The sequence below is a fragment of the Desulfoluna sp. HI9BLuna genome (assembly GCF_056829775.1).
In genome coordinates this window covers 3,381,862-3,403,231 of record NZ_CP186555.1, presented here as the reverse complement: position 1 = coordinate 3,403,231, position 21,370 = coordinate 3,381,862, and the positions used below count along the sequence as shown (strand labels likewise).

The 21,370-nt window shown below is 58.5% G+C and carries 14 protein-coding genes; 5 read left to right on the top strand and 9 right to left on the bottom strand.

Annotated elements, in window-relative coordinates:
* Nucleotides 1–18: 18 nt before the first annotated feature.
* Nucleotides 19–870 (bottom strand): acid phosphatase, encoded by an 852-nt coding sequence (locus ACOYW0_RS13780; protein WP_482414441.1) that lies wholly within the window; start codon nt 868–870, stop codon nt 19–21.
* 853 nt (nt 871–1,723) lie between these two features.
* Here ACOYW0_RS13780 and ACOYW0_RS13775 point away from each other — a divergent pair.
* Nucleotides 1,724–2,383, top strand: coding sequence for an RIO1 family regulatory kinase/ATPase domain-containing protein (locus tag ACOYW0_RS13775; protein ID WP_482414440.1), 660 nt, complete (start codon nt 1,724–1,726; stop codon nt 2,381–2,383).
* A 20-nt stretch (nt 2,384–2,403) separates the two neighbouring features.
* Here ACOYW0_RS13775 and ACOYW0_RS13770 read toward each other — a convergent pair whose 3' ends face one another.
* On the bottom strand, nt 2,404–2,991 hold the full coding sequence (locus ACOYW0_RS13770; RefSeq protein WP_482414439.1) for a methyltransferase family protein: 588 nt from the start codon (nt 2,989–2,991) through the stop codon (nt 2,404–2,406).
* A 231-nt stretch (nt 2,992–3,222) separates the two neighbouring features.
* Nucleotides 3,223–4,353, bottom strand: a complete 1,131-nt coding sequence (locus ACOYW0_RS13765) for an alpha/beta fold hydrolase (protein ID WP_482414438.1) — start codon at nt 4,351–4,353, stop codon at nt 3,223–3,225.
* A gap of 871 nt (nt 4,354–5,224) precedes the next feature.
* Between ACOYW0_RS13765 and aqpZ the strand changes: the two genes are divergently transcribed.
* From aqpZ to ACOYW0_RS13750, 3 genes are all read left to right on the top strand, one after another.
* Complete coding sequence (aqpZ, locus tag ACOYW0_RS13760) at nt 5,225–5,914, top strand: aquaporin Z (protein WP_482414437.1); 690 nt, start codon at nt 5,225–5,227, stop codon at nt 5,912–5,914.
* Nucleotides 5,915–5,989: 75 nt separating this feature from the next.
* Nucleotides 5,990–7,639, top strand: coding sequence for a sulfatase-like hydrolase/transferase (locus ACOYW0_RS13755; RefSeq protein ID WP_482414436.1), 1,650 nt, complete (start codon nt 5,990–5,992; stop codon nt 7,637–7,639).
* 254 nt (nt 7,640–7,893) lie between these two features.
* A complete protein-coding gene (locus ACOYW0_RS13750) occupies nt 7,894–8,775 on the top strand; it encodes a DMT family transporter (protein ID WP_482414435.1) in 882 nt (293 codons plus the stop codon).
* A 94-nt stretch (nt 8,776–8,869) separates the two neighbouring features.
* On the opposite strand, the gene ACOYW0_RS13745 is transcribed toward ACOYW0_RS13750, so the two are convergent.
* On the bottom strand, nt 8,870–10,036 hold the full coding sequence (locus ACOYW0_RS13745) for an iron-containing alcohol dehydrogenase (protein WP_482414434.1): 1,167 nt from the start codon (nt 10,034–10,036) through the stop codon (nt 8,870–8,872).
* Nucleotides 10,037–10,224: 188 nt separating this feature from the next.
* Between ACOYW0_RS13745 and ACOYW0_RS13740 the strand changes: the two genes are divergently transcribed.
* A complete protein-coding gene (locus ACOYW0_RS13740; RefSeq protein WP_482414433.1) occupies nt 10,225–11,136 on the top strand; it encodes an AraC family transcriptional regulator in 912 nt (303 codons plus the stop codon).
* Here ACOYW0_RS13740 and ACOYW0_RS13735 read toward each other — a convergent pair.
* The 5 genes from ACOYW0_RS13735 to ACOYW0_RS13715 all read right to left on the bottom strand — a co-directional run bounded on the left by ACOYW0_RS13735 (nt 11,085) and on the right by ACOYW0_RS13715 (nt 21,227).
* A complete protein-coding gene (locus tag ACOYW0_RS13735) occupies nt 11,085–12,224 on the bottom strand; it encodes a YibE/F family protein (RefSeq protein WP_482414432.1) in 1,140 nt (379 codons plus the stop codon). The two genes, ACOYW0_RS13740 and ACOYW0_RS13735, sit on opposite strands and share 52 nt — an antisense overlap.
* A 295-nt stretch (nt 12,225–12,519) precedes the next feature.
* The gene (locus ACOYW0_RS13730) at nt 12,520–13,971 is read right to left on the bottom strand and encodes an alkaline phosphatase (protein ID WP_482414431.1); all 1,452 of its coding nucleotides are present in this window, start codon (nt 13,969–13,971) and stop codon (nt 12,520–12,522) included.
* A 193-nt stretch (nt 13,972–14,164) separates the two neighbouring features.
* On the bottom strand, nt 14,165–16,183 hold the full coding sequence (locus tag ACOYW0_RS13725) for a methyl-accepting chemotaxis protein (RefSeq protein WP_482414430.1): 2,019 nt from the start codon (nt 16,181–16,183) through the stop codon (nt 14,165–14,167).
* Nucleotides 16,184–16,866: 683 nt separating this feature from the next.
* Nucleotides 16,867–18,885, bottom strand: a complete 2,019-nt coding sequence (locus ACOYW0_RS13720) for a methyl-accepting chemotaxis protein (RefSeq protein ID WP_482414429.1) — start codon at nt 18,883–18,885, stop codon at nt 16,867–16,869.
* Nucleotides 18,886–19,241: 356 nt separating this feature from the next.
* On the bottom strand, nt 19,242–21,227 hold the full coding sequence (locus ACOYW0_RS13715; protein WP_482414428.1) for an acyl CoA:acetate/3-ketoacid CoA transferase: 1,986 nt from the start codon (nt 21,225–21,227) through the stop codon (nt 19,242–19,244).
* Between the last annotated feature and the right edge of the window lie 143 nt (nt 21,228–21,370).

The following is a 21,370-nucleotide window of genomic DNA, read 5'->3' as shown; positions in this document are numbered from 1 at the left end:
TTCATTTGCCGGTAACCATCAGGGAAGGGGATACCTTGTCAGGGTCTCGGCCTCGGCTTCGCAGTCGCCGGACGGGGCAAGTCCCTTGGCCACAGCCACGGCATACTCGGCCTTGGCCGCCGCCAGGTCCGCGCAGAACGTCGGGTCGGCGTGCAGCTTCGCCACGGTAGCCGCCCCCATGAACCGCCCCTCCATCACGTCACTGTACCAATGATAGTTACAGATAACCCGACTCTCCCCAAAGGCCCTGCCGCGGGCAATGATCCTGTCGGCGCGTTCCGGGGCAATCTCGGTGAGAATCAGCGCCCAGGCCCACCCAATGGCGGTGTGACCCGACGGATAGGACCCGTCGTTTTTCAAATGGTCCTCATCCTTGGGAAAACAGGTGGGCTCTGCCTTCGCCGCAAAGGGGCGCACACGCTTGTAGTGGTCCTTGGCCGTGTAGGTGGACAGGCCCGCATCGGCCAGGCTTCGCCTCAACAGGCGATACAGGTAGGGGGTTTCCTCTTTTGTAATGGCGATCCCCAGGGCACAGGAGAAGGTCTCGGCCGCGGCGGGAAACATCAACTCCGCATCCACGGCAGCCAGCTCCCAGCGAGGCGTATCCACAAATTTACTGCTTCGCTTCTGAACATCGGTGTCCAGGCCAAAGGCGGCGGAACCCTCTTCCGGGGGAAGGGGAATCAGGGCCAGACTGTTGGGCAGGGCTTCCGAGGGCAGGTACCCTTTAAGAATTCCCGGCTTTATCTCGGGAACGTCTGCCATGGGTGGGGGCGTGTCGGCCGTTGCACAGGCAGACAACAAAACAGCCCCCATCAGCAAAAGCATGGCACGTCGAAAGAACATCCGGAATCCGTCAGTCATCTTCATAGAAACCTCCAAGTCCTTTTTGTCATTCCATCGTGGATTCATGCATGCCTCCGATAAAGAGACAAAGAAAACGCAAAGACAGAGCACTCACGGATGCCGACGGGCAGCGTTCGAAAAATCGGCATGTGGTCTCCGCATGATGCAGGAAAGGCCGTCTCTCATGGACGGGCACACTCAGAATGGCCGCGTGAATGGGTTGTCAATGATTCGACAACAGGTTATGGCAGGAATAGCAGGATGTTAAACAGAGTACCCTTAGTACCTGATAAAAAACAACAAAAAAAGAAAGGCCGCCCCTTTGCGGGAAGTTCCCGGAGAGAATGCGCCCCCGTCCTCGGGGGGTTCTTGAACCCGGATTAAAAGGAGGGTATAATACCCCCCATGGTGCCTTGGACCCCGTCCCGTTTGGAAGAACAAGACAGCCAACGACACGGCAGCAAAAGGGCACCATAGACATACGGTTGGACACGAAATAAGAAGAGTGTTTCGGGCACGCCCGGGACGACGACCGTGCACCGCAAGGCACGCAACCTGCGTCATCGATCTTCAGCAATACCCTCCCAGCATGTAGGCACAGCCAGTACACACCGGACCTGACCGTTCATCAGGGTGACGCATCACCCATGGCAGGAGCCCATTTGCCTCGGTAACGAGTCGCCACCTTTTACCCGGCAGGTTTACCATGTTCTCTTTTAAAACCACGCAGTTTCAGGGCCTTCCCTGCGGTTCTGCCTCACGCCGCCGCACCTGCGGGCCAGGGCATGGAGCCGTCGCGCGCGAACTGACGGAATACGATTAGTCGAGGCCACCACACATCCAACCAACCACACCATGCAGAAAAAGGCCAAAAACCATGGGAAAATCGTTTACTCGACGAGATTTGGAATCCGGTGAGTACAAGGTCATTTCCAAAGGACGATGGGGCAATGCGCAGCTCTATCAATACACCCAGGGGCAAACCACCTGGGTTGTCAAAGACTTCTCCCGCTGCCCCCCGGTCATCAAAAAAACCTGGGGCCGCCTGATGGCCAAAAGGGAATTTCTGGCCCTGAAAAAACTCAAAGGCCTTGACGGCATCCCTGCCGACCCGTTTTTTCTGGATATGTATGCGGTGTGTTATCAGTACCAGCCCGGTACAACCTTGAAGGAAACGCCTGCGGAGTTGATCAGTGATGACTTCTTTTTTGAATTTGAAGACCTGGTGAAACGCATGCATCGGCACAACATGGTCCACCTGGATATCCGAAACCACCGGAACATCCTGGTGACGGACAAGGGGCGCCCTGCCCTTTTGGATTTCCAGTCCAGCCTGAATCTGGAAAACACCCCCCGGGCCCTGCACAAGCTCATGAAGGACATTGATTTGTCCGGGGTTTACAAAAACTGGCGCAAAAAGAAGCCCGGCTCCCTGGACAGAGCCCGGCAGGAGCACCTGGACGCCTTGAATCGCATTCGCTTTTTATGGTTCCTCAAGGGCTACCCCTTGAGCACAAAAGCAGGCCGCAGAGCCTGACCTCGTCCCTGGGGCTCCCCTCAACCGGATTGGAGAAGAACAGAGACAAAAAGCAGGGCATAAAGCAGACAGGGAAAGGCAATGTTGGTCACCACGTTGTTCTGAACGATACTTTCCCTGTTGAAAGACCACAGCCCTGCCGGGTCAAACCGCTTCATCCCCGGGCGGTACGGGCGCACATCCCGGCAATAGGACGTGTACTCCTCCCCGAACAGATCTTCCAGAATCCGCTCTTCACGCCTTACCCTGTTGACCATGTAAAAATAGTAGACAGTGGAAAACCCTGCCAGCCACCAGGGGCTCCCGGTTACCATCACGATGCCGAACACAAACAGAAACCGCCCCAGGTACATGGGGTTTCTTACAAACATATACGGTCCGGTGACCGTGAGACGTTTCCGGGTTTTGATGGTGGACATGCACCACAATTGAATCAGTTGCCCCACTACGGACACCAGCAGGCCGGGCACAAACCAGCCGGGCTCGACCCGGACAAGCAGCAATACGAAAAGCAGCCCCCCCAGGGGGACCCGCAACGCAAGCAAGATTTTTCTCAATGACTTGTTGTTGAAAAGAACATGGATCGGGCCTGCGACATTTTCCGGCATGACACCTCCCTTAAATGGTGATTTTCGCTCTTTTTTTCAACAGTACTGTTTTTATGATATCAATCCCTCAACAAGTCAAACTCTTTTTCGTAACGGCCTATCGCCCAGCGCACCGGAGCCGGTAGGGAACCAAGGAAAAGGGAGAAAAGATGGGGGGGGCATGGAAGTCAGGTAACCACCCGGCCCGTGCGAAACTGGGGCACAGACCGGATGGTATGGGGAGGGGAAAAATTATTCGAAGGACGCAATAAAGGACTTGATCCGTTCGATCGCCTTGGTGCGGATGGTGTCCTCTTCGCAGAGGATTTCATGGTATGCGGCATGCTTTCCGTTGATATCCGCATCAAACCGGACGTACTCCCTCAGCACACCGGGCCGGAGCCCGTCCGCGAAGGTCTCGTGGCCTTCGGATGTGGTAAAATGATCGTCCACCGCCTCAAACAGCAGAAGGGGCGTGTTGATTTTCCAGGCATTGCGACGGAGTTTGAAAATGGCGGCATAGCCCTCTTCCAGCCAGCGCCAGGTCACACCGATGATGGCTCCGCCCGCAAGGAGCTCCGGGTGCTCGGAAAGGTACTCCTCATTGACCAGCCATCGCTTGTAGCTGTGGGTGACAGCCTCGGTGAAAAACCGCTCCTGTCCCTCCTCGTAACCCACGTCCTGCCCGAAATCTTCGGGGGCCTCCTGCTTCAGGCCATACTCTTTTCCCTTGCCGGCAATGACCTTGCCCAGGGCCAGGGCGTATCCGGCTTCATCGGACATCTTGATGAAGTCTTCGGTGTTGATCCCCTGCATGGGCGCGCACAGCACGGCCCCGTCAAAGACGTTCGGGTACTTTTCCAGGTAAAGGCTCCCGATACCCCCGCCCATGGAGTGGGCCACGAGAAAGAGTTTCTCATGCCCGTCCCGCCTCCGGACGATGTTGCTGATCAGGTAGTTGGCATCTTCCACGTAGTCGTCGAAATCCTTTACATACACCTTCATGGGGTCGGGAAGCAGCCGGCCTGAGGCTCCGTGTCCTCTGTGGTCCAGGAGATAGATGGCGCACCCCGTATCCTTCATGTCGTAGACAAACTCAGCGTACTTGGTGAGGTTCTCGGATTTGCCGTGAAAAATGACGATGGCCCCTTTGTCCGAGTCTGTCTGAAAGGCCCTGTAAGCGATGTCCACACCATCGACACCAGTAAAGTACCCCTCTTCGCCCGTCTCGAAATACGGCATGACCGTTGATCTGTAATACTCCCTGTGGAGAGCAACCTCCTCCTGGGTATCGATGTCGAACACCTCTTTGCACCCTACGCCCGTGAACATGACACCCACCACGAGCAACACGGCGCACAACCTTGAAATACGATAATTCATGGACAATCCCTCTGTATTGCATTGATATATGGTTCTACATGCCGTCGGGGCGCGAGCTTTCAGCCTCCGACGTTCTCCCTTATACGCAACCTTGTTCTTGCCTTGAACACATTCGCGCCGAAGGACTCAAGCGCCCCCAAACAAACAATGTTTTGCGGATAGCCAACAAGACCCACCCTGCCCGAATGTTCATAACTCAACATCCAATGTTCGTAATATTACATCACAACAGAAAGAGTGTGTATACTCGTTTTTTATCAATACGGGAACAAAAAAACGATATCACCCCACAGAAAAGATGAAAAAAGCGCCACTCGAGCCATAGATAAAAGGGTATTTTCAGCGTCTGGAGCCACGGAGAGAAAACCACAAAAACCCTCTATATTGGCCATAAATACGATTCCAGGCGTCTCTCCCAACACCCAGAGCATCGACAACTCCCGGCATCCGGAAACTAGTACACGTCTGCAGCGTGACAAAGGGCTGATGTATAGCCAAGAACCATCGCACCATATTTTCGAATTCGAAAAAAGACGAACCAACCACCGGGTAAAGTGCGACACCGAACCATTGACAGAAAACGAGAAAGCCCGGCAGGCCATATCACACCGCGGGATGCCCCACTCACCTGCGCCGGTAAGGCCTTGCCAAAACACGCCCTTAAGTATAAAATATTATTCCAAATCAAACCGCCACACTGACCTTCCCCAAGCGCCCCGGCGTAACACCTTCCAAGCCCCATGCCCCAGAGCCCCTCCAGCCAACCGGCTGTCCGCCAGGCGGTGGCAATATCAAGGCACACCCCTTTTCTTTTTCCAGCCCAACCCTATGCATGTTTTTGTGAACACCCTTACCCGCAAAGGAGCACATCATGAAAGCGTACGGCGCAGAATTTATCGGCACATTCTGGCTGGTTCTCGGCGGATGCGGAAGCGCTGTCCTGGCAGCGGCATTCCCGAATGTGGGAATCGGCCTGCTGGGGGTCTCCCTGGCCTTCGGCCTCACGGTTCTGACCATGGCCTTTGCCATCGGCCACATCTCCGGGTGTCACCTCAACCCGGCTGTGTCCTTCGGCCTCTGGGCCGGGGGCCGGTTTTCGGGAAAAGAGCTGGTGCCCTACATCGTGGCCCAGGTTTTCGGCGCCATTGCCGCAGGAGGAATCCTTTACCTCATCGCCAGCGGCAAACCCGGCTTTTCCCTGGCCGACGGGTTTGCGTCCAACGGATACGGAGCGCACTCACCCGGAGGGTACAGCCTGCCCTCGGCCCTGGTGTGCGAAGTGGTCATGACCGCCATGTTCCTCATCGTCATCTTAGGGGCCACGGACCCACGCGCCCCACAGGGCTTTGCCCCCATTGCCATCGGCCTGTGCCTTACCCTGATCCACCTGATCAGCATCCCCGTGACCAACACCTCGGTAAACCCTGCCCGCAGCACGGGGGTGGCTGTGTTTGTGGGCGACTGGGCGGTGACCCAGTTGTGGCTCTTCTGGGTAGCCCCCATTATCGGCGGTATCCTCGGCGCCACACTGTATCGCCTTATCGGCCGCAACGATGCCTGAATGACGAGAGCCCTGCTGTAGCCACCACAGCAAAAAAGCCCCCCACCTTAACCTCAGACACACAAGGAGCGTATCATGCGACTCGCAAGACTAATCGGTTTGACAGTCATCGCTTTGTCCATGGGGACCTTTGCCTGCGCCAGCGGCATTGTGCATGACGGCGAATACAATTTCGTCAAAGCCCAACACGTTGACGCATGGGCGGAACAGGACAAGCAAATTGACACAAAGCTGGCAGAAATCAGGGAGAAAAATGGAGGAAAGCAGCCCAACATCCTCTACATCCTCATTGACGACGTGGGATTCGGGGAGTTCGGCATTCCCGAACTCAACTATGTGCGCGGTACCCAGACCCCGCGCATCAACAAGCTGGCCGACGAAGGGCTCTCTTTTATGCGCATGTACACCGAGCCATCATGCACACCGACCCGCACGGCGATGATGACGGGTCGCCACCCCGTTCGAGCCGGACTCAAAGAGGTCAAGGTGGCCCTTATCGGCGAAGGGCTTCCCAAAAGCGAGGTGACCATTGCGGAGGTGCTCTCCAAGGCTGGGTATGCCACGGTTCATATCGGAAAATGGCACATGGGCGACATCAAGGAGTCCTACCCCCACAACCAGGGATTCGATTTTGCAGCTTTCCCCCTGCATCAACAGGCACAACTCTCCTTGATGACCGAAGATGCCGAGCAGGCCAACTCCTTGACCGGCCATGCAAAAAGCTCTTACACGGACAAATTCGCATTGGACAATAAATTCAAACCCGCTGGTCTTGTCACCGGCGTTGAAGCGTACAAGGGCAAGGATGCCCATGAGGTAGGGATGGAGGCCGGAGAGCAGTGGACCCAGGACAAGTACAATGAGATGAACCAGCGCTACCAGACACAGACGCTGGAGCAATTGCGAGCCCTTGCCAACCAGGAGAAACCGTTCTTCCTTCAGTACTGGCCCCTGATCCCGATCAACTTCGTCCGCAGCGACCGAGAGCAGTTCCAAACGCTCAACGGCGGCACCATGGTCGAGAGCATGAACCAGCTTGACGGATGGGTGGGAGAGATCCTCGATGAGCTGGACACCCTCGGTATCGCAGACAACACGCTGGTTGTCCTCATGGGAGACAACGGTCCGTTTCTGGCTGGGTACCAAGAAATCACGGGTATGAACGACATGATCTACCGCGGTGGCAAATTGGACCACCTTGAAGGCGGCGTCCGAGTCAATGCCTTTGCCCGGTGGCCTGCGGGCATCAAACCCGACACCCTGGCAGGGGACATGATCCACGTCTGCGACCTGTATACGACCTTTGCCCGTTTGGGAGACGCCACCAAATACATCCCCACGGACAGGATCATCGACGGCATCGACCAGACCGCCCTGCTCATCGAAGGGGAAGGAAACGGCCGCAGGGACTATGTGTACATCTATGAGGGGGTTGTCCTGCGCTCCATCGTCAAACAGAAATTCAAGATGCACATGCCGGGCCCCGGCGTTCCCGGAGCCGCCGCACCGGTCTTTGACCTCGCACGGGACCCCCGCGAAATGACCCCGCTTATCAAGGCGGCATTGTGGTCGGGTGCCAGTTTTCAGGACATGCTCACACGGCACATGATGGGCATCAAAAAATACCCACACGCCAAGATCGGCAAAGGCAAGCCCTATGAAGGCATAGACAACTTGCGACCTGAATCCCAGGAGGCCGTTGAAACCTTTATGTCATGGCATTGACATAGCAAGCCCCGAAGGGGCGGGGAGGCCGCAAGTCGGACTCTCCGCCCTTTTGCTTTCGTGTGCCTGCACCGGAGGCAGAACCGTAGAGCCCCCCACATCTCCCCACCCCCCGCAATTTTGTTCAAACCTCAACGATGGTTTCCTGTTATAGTCCCCTTCCACACCCCAGAGTTGCGCAATCCGCTTTCGAGGCTCACACCTCATCGCCGGAAGCGTGTTTTTTTGCCTGAGCACAAAAGGAACCACAAGCCATGACATCACACAAAAGCCACCTCCCCCTTCTCATTTTTGCTGTTTTGGGCGTTGTCTGGGGGAGCAACTTTATCTACATGAAAATGGCTGTGGACCTGATCACCCCCGGTCAGGTTGTGCTCTACCGGGTATGTTTCGGCTTCCTTCCTGTCCTGGCCTATGCAGGGGTCAGGCGGGACATGCGCCTTGCCCACGCCCGCCATGCGCACCACTTTCTGGTGATGTCGGTCCTGGCCACGGCGTTCTACTACTACTGCTTTGCCAAAGGGGCCAGCCTGCTGCTCTCGGGCATTGCCGGGGCCGTCAGCGGAGCCATCCCCCTCTTCGCCTTTGTCATGGCCATTGTCTTTATCCCCGAAGAAAAAGCCACGGTGCGCAAACTGTGCGGCGTGCTCGTGGCCCTTGCCGGGGTGGTGCTCATCGCAAGACCCTCGGGCCAGGAGGTGCTCACCACCAACCTGGAAGGGGTCGGCTACATGGTGGCAGGGTCCCTGGGAGTGGGGGCGTCCTTTGTGTATGCCCGGAAATTCATCGTCCCCCTGCACATCCCGGCAGCCGCCCTCACCACCTATCAGCTCGGCTTCGGCCTTCTTATCCTGGCCCTTGCCACGGACACCTCGGGCATCGGACGCATCTGGACCTCCCCCCACGCCTCAGCGGGTCTCGTCGTGGGCCTGGGCCTTTTGGGAACCGGCCTGGCCTACATCCTCTATTACTACATCGTGGACACCATGGGGGCGGTTGCGGCCTCTTCCGTCACCTACCTGCCCCCGGTGGTGGCCCTTTTTATCGGTGTTCTCCTGGTGGGCGAGCCCATCACGCCCGCAGACTTTGCAGCCACGGGCATGATCTTTGTCGGGGTGTTTCTTCTTAAGGAATAACGATGGAACCCATAAAAACGAAAGAGCCTCAAGAGACATCTTTTTACTTTTTTCCTCAGCCGCCAGGGACGCTTTGGCAGCCCTTTAAGAAGAACTATGCTCCGTTGAGGGCATGGGCCAGGATCCGGCGGCTCACCTCGGGGGTCACGTCCCCGGTCTCGGACAGGGCCACCATGCCGTGGGCTTCCAGGGCTTTCACCACGTCATCAATCTTGTCTTCGGTCACCCCGTAATCTGAGAGCCGGGTACGGATGCCCAGGGACTCGAAAAAGGCCCGGGTCCTTCCGATGGCTTCGTCAATGCGGCTATCCTCATCCCCTTCGGTGATGCCCCACACCCTTTCGGCATACTGGAGAAGCTTGGCTCGCTTCTGCTCCTTTCTCAAGGCCCAGATGGAGGGCTGAAGCACGGCCAGGGTCTTGCCGTGGTCGATGCCGAACATGGCGGTGAGCTCGTGGCCGATCATGTGGGTGGTCCAGTCCTGGGGCACCCCTGCGCCAATGAGCCCGTTCAGGGCCATGGTGGCGCACCAGACAAGGTTGGCCCGGGCGTCGTAATCTTCGGGGTCTGCCAGGGTCTTTTCTCCCACCTCGATGAGGGTCTGGAGGATGCCTTCGGCGGTTCGATCCTGAAAACCTGCCGATACGGGGTAGGTGACATACTGCTCCACCGTGTGGATAAAGGTGTCCACAATGCCGTTGGCCACCTGGGTGGGAGGCAGGGTAGCGGTCAGGGTGGGGTCCAGAATGGAAAATACGGGGAAAGACAGGGGACTGAACACAGGAAATTTACCCTTGTTATGGCTGATGACGCCGCCGGAGTTCATCTCCGAGCCTGTGGCGGGAAGGGTCACCACCGTGCCCAGGGGAAGGGCCGTCTCCACCGGTACCGGGTTAAACCCGCAGGCCAGAAGCTCTTCGGGGTTGCCTTCAAAGCCGGAGGCCAGGGCCACGAACTTGGTGCCGTCCATCACCGAGCCGCCCCCCACGGCCAGCAGGAAATCGACCTTCTCGGCCCTGACCACCTCCACCGCCTTCATGAGGGTGGTATACTTGGGGTTCGGCTCGATGCCGCCAAAGGTCACCACGTCCCGCTCTTTCAGGGCCGTTGTTACTTTCTCCAGGGTTCCGAAGCGCTTTACGCTGCCGCCCCCGTAAAGAACCAGCACCTTGGCCCCTTTGGGGACGAGGGTGTCCAGTTCTGCCAGTCTGTCCTTGCCAAAAACAATACGTGTCGGGTTATAAAAATCAAAATCAAGCATGGATGCATTCTCCGATTAGGGTTTCAGTTTATTGCTGTAAATACAATAATACATCGCCTTTTTATTGGAATACACAATCCTCGCGAAATCATGCCCATTCCTGCTTATCAAAGCAGAACCAGGCTCTTTGTGGTAGACTGTTTTTTATCCCGGACACCAGGCAAAGGTCACAAGCGCAAGGAAGCACCATGACAACAACCGCAAAACTCATGAACAGGCTCGCACCCTCGGTGGGGCTCAACGCCACCCGTCTTGACGGCGTGCGAATCTACAAAGCCACCCAAAGCTCACCACGTTCCCCCCTCCTCTACACCCAGGGCATCATCATCGTTGGGCAGGGGAAAAAACGGGTCTTCTTAGGGGAGACAGCCTACGAATACACCCCGGACCGCTATCTGGTCATGTCGGTTCCCATACCCGCGGAATGCGAAGCCCCGGCAACCGAAGAGGAGCCCTTTCTGGCCATGCTCATCGACATCAACCTCGCCCACGTGAGCACCGTCATCGGCAAAATGGGGGATCACCTCCCCCCCTTTGCCGACACCGGCGACACCAACCGGGGGCTTTTCCTGGCCGAGGCCGATGCCCCCTTCAAAGAGACCACCGCCCGCCTTCTCAGGGCCCTGACCTCTCCCATGGAGGCCGAAGTACTCGGAGACGCTCTCCTTAAAGAGCTGTTCTTCCGGGTCATGTGCGGAGACAACGCCGCCTCCCTCTACGCCCTGGCCGTAAAAAACACCCACCTGTCCCGCATCGACAAGGTCCTCAAACAGATCCACAGCCACTACCACCGCCCCATGGACGTGGACCAGCTCGCCGGGCTGGTGAACATGAGCCCGTCGGCCTTTCACCGCGCTTTCAAAGAGGTCACCGCCTCCTCCCCCATCCAGTACATCAAAAAGGTCCGGCTCAACAAAGCCCGGGACCTGCTGGTCCTCTCCGGGGCACGGGTCAACGAAGCCGCCACCCGGGTCGGCTACGAGTCCCCCACCCAGTTCAGCCGGGAGTTCAAACGCTATTTCGGGGAGAGCCCGGTGGCCTTCAGCAATCAGGCGGCCCGCGCCACAGCGTCACAGGCTGGCGCGGCACCCCGCCTGTAGATCACCGCCCCGCACATGGCGGTAAAGGGGGCCACGGTCACAAGGCCGATGCTGCCGGAAAGGGTATGGATGATCTCAGAGGAGACCCACGGGGTGTTGAGCATGACTGAAAGAGGCACGTTCTGGGCCATCATGGACATAAGAAGGGAGGTAAAGCCGCCGGAATAGGCCAGAAGGAGGGTGGTGGTCATGGTGCCGAGGACGGAGCGCCCTACCCGGAGACCGGAACCCATGAGGGCCACGGGAGAGAGGGTGGCGTCCACACGTGCGACCTCGGCCATGCTGGCGGAAATATCCATGGCAAGGTCCATCACGGCCCCGGATGAGGCAAGGAAAATCCCTCCGATAAAAATCAGGGAGAGGGAAAGATCGGCGTGCCCAGCGTAAAGCAGTGCCTCGGAAAAAGGTTTCACGGCCCCGTTGAGGTGAATGGCCTTGCCCGCCACAAGGGCAATAAGGCAGGTGGCAAGGATCCCCAGGGTTGCCCCGCAAAAGGCGGTGAGCCCCAGACGGTTGAGGCCGCCCACCAGAAAGATCACGGAAAAATTAAGGATCATCACCACCCCGAAGGAGACGAAAAGAGGGTTCCACCCCGCCAAAAGGGCTGGAATCATTGCCTTCCAGATCATGGCTCCCGTCAGCACAAAGGAGACCAGGGCCCGGGCTCCGGTCTCTCCCCCCGTGATGAGGAGCAGCCCGAAAAAAAGGGCCACCATCACCCAGAGCCCCGTAAGCCGGTAATGGTCCCGCGGGGTCACGTGGATCACCTCTCCACCCTCCCCCACGGTGAGGACGGCAAGGAGGCTGTCCCCCTCCCCGTAAAAGGCGTCGAGCTCCAGCTTGCCCATGAGATTGGAGGCGGCCGAAACAACCTCTCCGGCATAGGGCCCGTTTTCCACCCGCAACTCCAGCTTCTGGAACCCGGTCTTGATGAGCCCGTGCCGCAACACCTGGCCGTTGTCTGCGGAAAGCACCGTGGCCCTGCACCTCACCCCGCCGTCATCGGGCCTGTCCGCAGGCCAGAGAAGCAGCACCAGAGTCACCAGCACAAACACGCCCAGGGAAACCCGATCCCGTTTTTTTGTCATCTTCACCACCCCTGGTTCGCGAATGCTCCAATCCTCGTGCCTCGGATTGTCGCATTCGCTTACGGGCTGCGCCCGTGATTTACTGAATTATTCCGGTTAAGGTCAAACGAATCCAAAATGCCCTTCATAAACCTCCGGTTTTTGTATCGGGCGAAGCCCGAGCCGAAGGCCGTTGCGATTTGGCCCGAGGAACGAGGGACAAATCGCAACGGCAACCAGCTTTCGAGGTGGCTCACCTCGCCGCCGGAGGCTGGCTTTTGCTCCCGACTTTAACCATAGAAGGCACATTGTGCCTTTAAAGATTCATGACGCGGACGATCTTCCTGGCGATGTCGGTGTTGTCGTAGCTGCCGCCGAACAGGGTGGCTCCTGGGCCGGAGGCCGAGGTGAGGACGGGCACGCCGGTGTGGGAGTAGGTGGTCCAGCCGAGGCCTGCCTTGCGGTTGAGAAGGTGGGTCAGCTGCATGGTAAAGGGGTCGTAGCTGCCGTAAAGCATGTAGTCGGCCATGCCGGGTTTGAGGGTTTCGCCCCGGAGGCTGGCGTCAAAGGCGCGCTTGAGTTCGGCCACTTCAAAGGGTTTCAAGGCGAGGGGGCCGTCGGCGTCCGGGGCCAGGCCGAAGTGGGCCTTGACCAGCTTCATGGCCGCCTCGAAGCTCCCCTTTTTCTTAAGGTGATCCGCAAAAACGTCGTCGAAAAAGGCCTGGTGGCTCTTGGTCTGACGGTTCATGAGGCTGTAGGAGGTGGCGTACTTGGTGCCGGAAAACCCTAAGGCAAGTCCCCCGCACTCATGGTCGCCGGTGACCACGATAAGGGTCTCGCCGGGGTGCTCTTCGGCAAAATCCACAGCAACGGCAACGGCGTCGTCAAAGGCCAGGGTGTCCTTGACGGCGGCGGCTGCGTCATTGGCATGGCAGGCCCAGTCAATCTTGCCCCCCTCCACCATGAGGAAAAAACCGGCCTCTCCGTCCAGGAGCTCCACGGCCTTTTCCGTGAACTCGGCAAGGCTCACATCTTTTCGGTTCCGGTCCATGTCGTAGGGCAGGGCCTTGCCGTCGGGCAGGCGGGGGTTGACGGCGATAACTTTGCCCGAGCCTTTTTTAAGGCCCATGATCTCCCGCCTGGTGTCCGCCACGGTAAACCCGTTGGCCTTTGCCGCGGCCAGGGCATTGCCCCGGGGCGCCTCGGACTTTTTCCCCTCGGGGTCCTTCATGCCTCCCCCGCCAAAAAAATCCATGTCGCTTTCGGCCAGGGCGTGGTCGATCTCATGGTACATGCTCCGGGAAGGCTCATGGGCGTAGAAGGCCGCAGGCGTGGCGTGATCGATGGAGACACTGGAGACGATCCCCACCTTATAGCCCCTGCCCTTGGCCCGCTCGGCCAGGGTGGCCACCGGCCGAAAGGAAGGGTCCACCCCGATGCACCCGATGTTGGTCTTCACCCCTGTGGCCATGGCCGTTCCTGCGGCGGCAGACCCCGTAATGAACCGATCCGCCGCATGGGTGGAGGTGACCCCGTGCACGGGCATGGCCTCCATGACCAGGCGCCTCTCTTTGCCGCAATCCTTGAGAAACTCCGTGGCTGCGGCGCGCTGGGGCATGCCCAGGCCGTCCCCGATAAACAGAAACACGTATTTCGCCTTTTCCCCTTTGGCGCCCGGCAACGGAGCCGCTGTCGCTGAAACAGCAAAAAGCCCTGCGACAAGCACAGTGGTGGTGATGAGGATAGACAAACGACGACATGGTGACATGGGGTCCTCCCGTGATGGAATGGGTAAATAAAAGGAGCGCTGCCATGGGCTCATGCGCGCTCTTTTGTCACGGGAGACTATTATGAAAGGATGTTCGGATTGTGTGAGTGTTTGGTGATGATCCGTTGAAAAGAGCCATGGGCAGGGAACCACTGGCCATGGGCTCCCTGCCGGTTGCAAAGTACTCCTGTTTTCAGACCTTGAACTGCCCCACCACCGAATTCAACCCACCGGCAAGCCGGGAGAGATCTTCCGAGCGGTCATGGACCGTGCTGCTGCCGTCGGTAAGCTGATGTGCCGAGCGACTCACCGCCCCCATGTCCCGGGCAATCTCTTCGGCCACACCGGAGCTCCGGGCCACCTGGCTGTTCACCTCCTGAAGGCCCGCCGATGCCTGGGCCAGGTTTTCGGCTATCTCCCCCGTGGAGACGGACTGCTCTTCCACGGCTGCCGCAATGGCGGCCACCAGCTCACTGACCTCCTCAATCACCGTTGAGATGCGATTGATCCCCTCCACCGACTGCACGGATGAGGCCTGCACCCCGTCGATGCGGGAGCGAATCTCCCCGGTGGCCTCGGCGGTCTGGGCCGCCAGGGCTTTGATCTCTCCTGCCACCACGGCAAAGCCCTTGCCTGCCTCTCCGGCGCGGGCCGCCTCGATGGTGGCGTTCAGGGCCAGGAGGTTGGTCTGCTCGGAGATCTCGGTGATGGTCTCCGTGACCTTGCCGATCTCTGCTGCGGCCTGGCCCAGGGCATCCATGTTTTCCCTGGCCCCATGGGCCTGGTCAACCATGTCCGAGGTCACACCCCGCGCCTTTTCCGAGCGTTCGGCGATCTCGGCAATGGTGGATCGCATCTCTTCGGTTGCCGCTGCCACGGTGTTGACGTTGGTGGCCGTCTGCTCGGACGAAGCCGCCACACTCACCATGACGGCGCTCATCTCTTCGGCGGACCGGGTGACGCCCCCTGCAAGCTCATTCATCTCACCGGCTCCGCCGGACATCTCATCCGACAACCCGGAGAGCTCTGCCCCAGCCTCGGTGACCTTCTCCGCGTGCAGGGAGAGCTCCCGGATGATGGCATGGATCTTCTCCACAAAGGCATTGAACCACGTGGCAAGAGTCCCAAGCTCATCTTTGGATGCCACCTCAAGGCGACGGGTCAGGTCCCCTTCCCCTTCGGCGATATCCCGCAGCATGTCAGAGGTGCGGTTGAGGGGCCGGGTAATGGCATTGGCAAACAGAAAAGCAAGCCCCACAAACAGGGCGAGAAGGGCCCCGCCGATGGAAACCACCGCAACAACCATGTTGTGCCCGGAGGCCATCACTTCGTCCTTTTCGATAACCCCCACATACTTCCACCCCAGCCCGGGTGAGGTGTAGACACAGGCATAGTACACGATCCCGTTTTTCTCCAGCTCCGCATGCCCCCCGGACATGCGGTCAAGGGTATGAAAGACAGGATGATCCAGCTCCGACATCTTTTTAAAATTCGTCTCCGGGGTCTTGGGATTGGCCAGGATGGTCCCGTCCTCCTGGGCGAGCATGGCAAACCCGCGCTTGCCGATCTTGATGTCCAGGACCATCTTTGTCAGATTTGTCAGTGGTACATCGATCCCCGCCACCCCCACCAGCGCCCCCGATGGGTCAAAGGCCGGTGCCACCACAGAGATAACACCGGCCATGGTGCCGGTGCCGGTCAAACTCTGGTACGCCGGGGTAACAGAAGGAACCCTCTCCTCGACGGCACCCTGATACCAGCCCCTCTTGCGCGGATCGTAGCCGGGAGGCAAGGCGCCTTTATTCGACGACACAAACCCGCCCCAACGGGTTCCAAAAAACACCTCGTAAAAGGCGTCGTTGGATGCCTGTACCCCCGTCAGGGCCCGATAGATCGCAGCATTGACCGGCCCCTCTTTTTCCGGGTCGGCGGAGTGGTCCGGAACCCCCGGAAGATAGCTCAGCACCGAGCTGTCCGCCCCCTTCAACTCCGGCCTGGCCGCCACATACGCCACCGATGTTTTCACCATGTCCGCGAACTGGACCATGGCGTTGTCCAGCTGCTTGAGCTCACGGGTTGTTGAATCGACGAAATTCGCCTCGGAGATGGTGTTCACTTTCACCACGGTCACCGCACAGATCACCGCCACGGGAATCAATGCCACGAGAGAAAACGCAGCAATCAACTTTGTCTTGATTGTCAGATAGCTCAAAAAAAACTCCTTCATTTCAAATCCATTGAACCTGTCGATATTCCCTAAGCATTAAGAAACACGACCCCTTCCCACGGGATGGCCCAATTTCATATCGGACCGGAGCTAGAATTCTTTAATATTATTTTGCACACCATACAAATCAATCAAATAAAACGCATGCGCTATGCATACAGGCACATAATCAAACCCTTGAGATACAGTAATTAAGCTATTTCGTTTTCACTGCGACACAAGCGAAATCCCTTCGCCCAACACCCCGCACCGACGCAAAAAAAGGCCCGGCGATTCTCAAAAATCACCGAGCCCTTCCACATGGACGCAGATATGTCTCTTTGCATGCGACCCCATGCAGCGATCAGGCAGGTGCCACCTTTTCCCTGATAGCCTACAGGACGGTCAACGCATTTAAAAAATCAGTTGCCTCCGGCGGGTCGCTTTTTGAAAAAAGCTCCGCAAAAATTTTTCGGTAATCAAGTCGCTTATCTTCACCCCCGCAGGGGCTGAAGATAAGCGCCTTGATAAGTAAGAAAAGAAGAGGGGCTATGCCCTGTAGGGACGCCTCCGCAAAAAACAAAACCTGTTTATCAAACGTTTCAAAAGTTTTGCCCCCGGCAGGGCCGCCGGAGGCAAAAATCTAAATGCGTTAACCCTGCCTGCCGAACATCCCATCAGGCCATCCGTCACACCTTGAACTGCCCCACCACGGAATTCAGCCCACCGGCAAGCCTGGAGAGATCTTCCGACCGGTCATGGACCATGCCGCTGCCGTCGGACAGCTGATGTGCCGAGCGACTCACAGCCCCCATGTCCCGGGCAATCTCTTCGGCCACACCGGAGCTTCGGGCTACCTGGCTGTTCACCTCCTGGAGCCCGGCCGAGGCCTGGGCCAGGTTTTCAGCTATCTCCCCTGTGGAGACGGATTGCTCTTCCACGGCTGCCGCGATGGCGGCCACCAGCTCGCTGACCTCCTCGATGACCGTTGCGATGCGATTGATCCCCTCCACCGACCGCGCGGAAGAGGACTGAACCCCGTTGATGCGCGAGCGGATCTCACCGGTGGCCTCGGCGGTTTGGGCCGCCAGGGCCTTGATCTCCCCTGCCACCACGGCAAACCCCTTGCCTGCCGCTCCGGCACGGGCCGCCTCGATGGTGGCGTTCAGGGCCAGGAGGTTGGTCTGCTCGGAGATCTCGGTGATGGTCTCCGTGACCTTGCCGATCTCTGTGGCGGCCTGGCCCAGGGCATCCATGTTTTCCCTGGCCCCATGGGCCTGATCAACCATGTCCGAGGTCACATCCCGTGCCTTTTCCGAACGCTTGGCGATCTCGGCGATGGTGGCCCGCATCTCTTCGGTGGCAGACGCCACCGTGTTGACGTTGGTGGCCGTCTGCTCGGACGAAGCCGCCACACTGACCATGACGGCGCTCATCTCCTCGGCGGACCGGGTGACGCCCCCTGCAAGCTCATTCATCTCACCGGCTCCGCCGGACATCTCATCCGACAACCCGGAAAGCTCGCCCCCTGCCCCGGTAACCTTCTCCGCATGCAGGGAGAGCTCCCGGATAATGGTGTGGATCTTCTCCACAAAGGCGTTGAACCACGTGGCAAGGGTCCCCAGCTCATCGCTGGAAGCCACCTCAAGGCGACGGGTCAGATCCCCTTCCCCTTCGGCGATATCCCGCAGCATTTCCGAGGTGCGGTTGATGGGCCGGGTGATGGCGTTGGCGATGAAAAAGGCAACCCCCACGAACAGGGCAAGGAGCACCCCGCCAATGGCAACCACCGCAACCACCAGCTTGTGCATGGAGGCCATGACCTCCTCTTTTTCGATGACGCCGACGTATTTCCACCCCAGTACCGGTGACGTGTAGACGCAGGCGTCGTACGCCACCCCGTCCTCCTCCAGCTCCACCCGGCCCTCGGGCATGCGGTCAAGGCTTGCAAAGACCGGATGGTCCAGCTCCGACATCTTTTTGAAATTTGTCTCAGGGGCCTTTGGGTTGGCCAGGATGGTCCCGTCCCCCTGGGCAAGGAGGACAAACCCGCGCTTGCCGATCTTGATGTCCAGGGCCATGGTGGTCAGGTTTGTCAGCGGCACATCGATCCCCACGACACCCACCAGCTCCCCCGAGGGGTCGAAGGCAGGTGCCACAAAGGAGATCCCCCCTGCCCGGACACCGTCAGCTCCCATGCTCTCGTACGCTGACGTGACCGCGGCAGCCTTTGTCTCGGCGGCGGCCGTGTACCACTCCCTTTGACGCGGGTCATACCCCTTGGGCGGCACGGCTTTCTGGGACGACACAAAACCGCCCCATCGGCTCCCGAAGAACACCTCATGGAAGGCGGGGTTGGAGGCCTCGATCCCTGCCAGCATGTGATACATCGCGCTGTTCACCGGCCCTTCCCGCTCCGGATCATTGGAGTGGGCCACGGCCCCCGGAAGGTAGCTCAACACCGAACGATCCGCCCCCATAGCCTCCGGCCGCGACGCCGCATACCGCGCCGACGTCTTCACCATGTCGGCGAACTGCACCATGGCATTGTCCAGCTGCTTGAGTTCGCGGGTCGTGGAATCGACAAAATGGGCCTCGGAGATGGTGTTCACCTCCACCAGCGTCACCCCGCAGATCACTGCGACGGGAATGAGAGCCACGAGGGAAAACGATGCGATCAACTTTTTCTTGATGGTTAAATAGCTCAAAAAGAAACTCCTTTACATCGAATCAATTGGGCTCGCCGCCTTTCCCTGTGTCCCGGAAAAAAGCTCCTGAACCGCGAGCCGGTCTCCATTCATATCGGACGAAAATAAAAATTTCTTAACCTTGCCCTTATTCCTCAGACCTCAAAGCGACACCCACTTTCGACAACAATAACAGGATATTTAAACGAGACATCCCTGCCACTCTTTTTTCTAACTACCCCGCCGCAACCTCAGAAAAACCCGCCAAATTCCAATAAAAAATTATCACCCCTCCATTTTCCTAATGTTCAACAAAAAAAGCCCGGTGGTCTGCGATGACCACCGGGCTTGTGTGCTCCCTTCTTTTCGCAAGGCTCCTACTTCAGCGCGTCAGAAGCCTCCAAAAGTGTTTCGTAGATATGGGGCGAAAGATTTCTCGCCTTGAGGGAATCCCCCATCTTCATCCGCATGAAGGTACTGGTGGTGTAGCGCGTCACGTCGGAGTAGAACCGGTTCATGAGACTTTTCACCATGTCCATGTACTCATCAATGAGTTCGGGGGAGATATCGAAGTTGTCGTAATTGACGATGGCCTTGACCCTATGCCCCACCGGCGACAAGATGGCCGCCACCTGCTCGTCGATGGTGCGGATTTCATGGCGGGACCGAATGGCCAGGCCCTCGAAATTGACGTAAAAGACCTTCTGTTCCACGTCATAGACCAGCCGCTGGTCAATGGGGATGGAGAGGAGTTCGTCCTTGAGCCCCATGGGCTCCGGGGCGAAAATCCGGGGATCCATGGTCCGGGGCGTCTCAGGGATCAGGGGCCGGAAATCCATCTGGGCCAGGATGTCCCGCTCCAGGTCGATGCCCGGGGCGATCTCCGTCAGCACCAGCCCCTCGGGGGACAGGGTAAACACGCATCGCTCGGTGACATACAGGACCGGGTTTCCAGTCTCTGTGGCGACATGCCCTGAAAAGGTGATCTGCTCCACGGCATCCACAAATTTTCTCACCTTCCCCTCCTGATCGATACACAAGGCCCCGTCGCAGACAGACACCTTGAGCCCCCCTGCGGTGAAGGTGCCCACGAACACGATCTTCTTGGCGTTCTGGCTGATGTTGATAAACCCACCGCACCCGGCGAGCCTCGGGCCGAACTTGCTGACGTTGAGGTTGCCGGCCCCATCGGCCTGGGCCAGGCCCAGGACCGTGATATCCAGGCCGCCCCCGTCGTAGTAATCGAACTGGTAGGGCTGGTCGATGATGGCATCCACGTTGGCGGCGGCCCCGAAACTCAGGCCGCCTGCAGGGATACCGCCGATGACCCCCGGCTCTGCGGTGAGGGTCATGTAATCAAAGACATTCTCCTCGGCGGCCACGTTGGCAACCCCCTCGGGCATGCCGATCCCCAGGTTCACCACGCTGTTGGGGATCAACTCAAAGGCGGCCCGCCGCGCAATGATCTTTCGCTCATCCAGGGCAAGGGGCTTTATGGAGGAGAGGGGTACCCGGAACTCCCCGGCAAAGGCGGGGTTGTAGGGGACGTCAAAGGTCTGCATGTGGTTTTCCGCTGCGGTTGCCACCACCACGCAGTCCACCATGATGCCCGGGATCTTCACGTCCCGCTGCCTCAAGGCCCCTTTTCCGGCGATACGCTCCACCTGGGCGATAACAAACCCGTCGTTGTTTTTCGCCGCGATGGCAAGTGAGAGGCTCTCCAGGGTCAGGGCCTCTTTTTCCATGCTGATGTTCCCGTCCGGGTCGGCGGTGGTGCCCCGGATAATGGCCACGTCAATGGGCTGGGTCTTGTAGGCCAGGTACTCTTTGCCGTCAAAAGTCACGAGCTCCACCAACTCCTCGGTGGTGCGCCCGTTGATTTTACCCCCGCCGTTGCGGGGGTCGATGTAGGTGCCAAGGCCCACCCGGGTGATGGTCCTCGGCTTGTGGGCCCCTGCGTCCCTCAGCATATGGGCCAGGCAGCCCTGGGGAAAGTTGTAGGCTTCGATCTTGTTGTCCATGGCCAGCTTCTGCAGCTTGGGGATCAACCCCCAGTGCCCGCCGATGGCCCGTTTCACAAGCCCCTCGTGGGCCAGGTGGTTGGCCCCCCGGTCCCTTCCGTCCCCCTGTCCCGCAGCAAAGTAAAGGGTCAGCGCCTCAGGGGACCCGGTGGAGAGGAACCGCGACTCCAGGGCCATGGCCACCTCTTCGGCAAACCCGCTCCCCACGAAGCCACCCAGACCGATCACGTCGCCGTTCTGGACGATCTCCACGGCTTCCCGGGCCGTCACCACCTTGTTTTTGTGAATAGGCCCAGGCTCCAGGCCGGCGTTAAAGGGATGAGACAGCGTGTTTTTTTCCATCCTGTTCTCTCCTTGTTTTGCACGTGAAGGCAAGCCACTTCAAAAACAGAAATCAACACATCCGACACCAACCGATCCGGCAGGCCACGGGGCATCGCCCATAGCCACAGCCAGAACAACACATTGATCATACACAAAATATT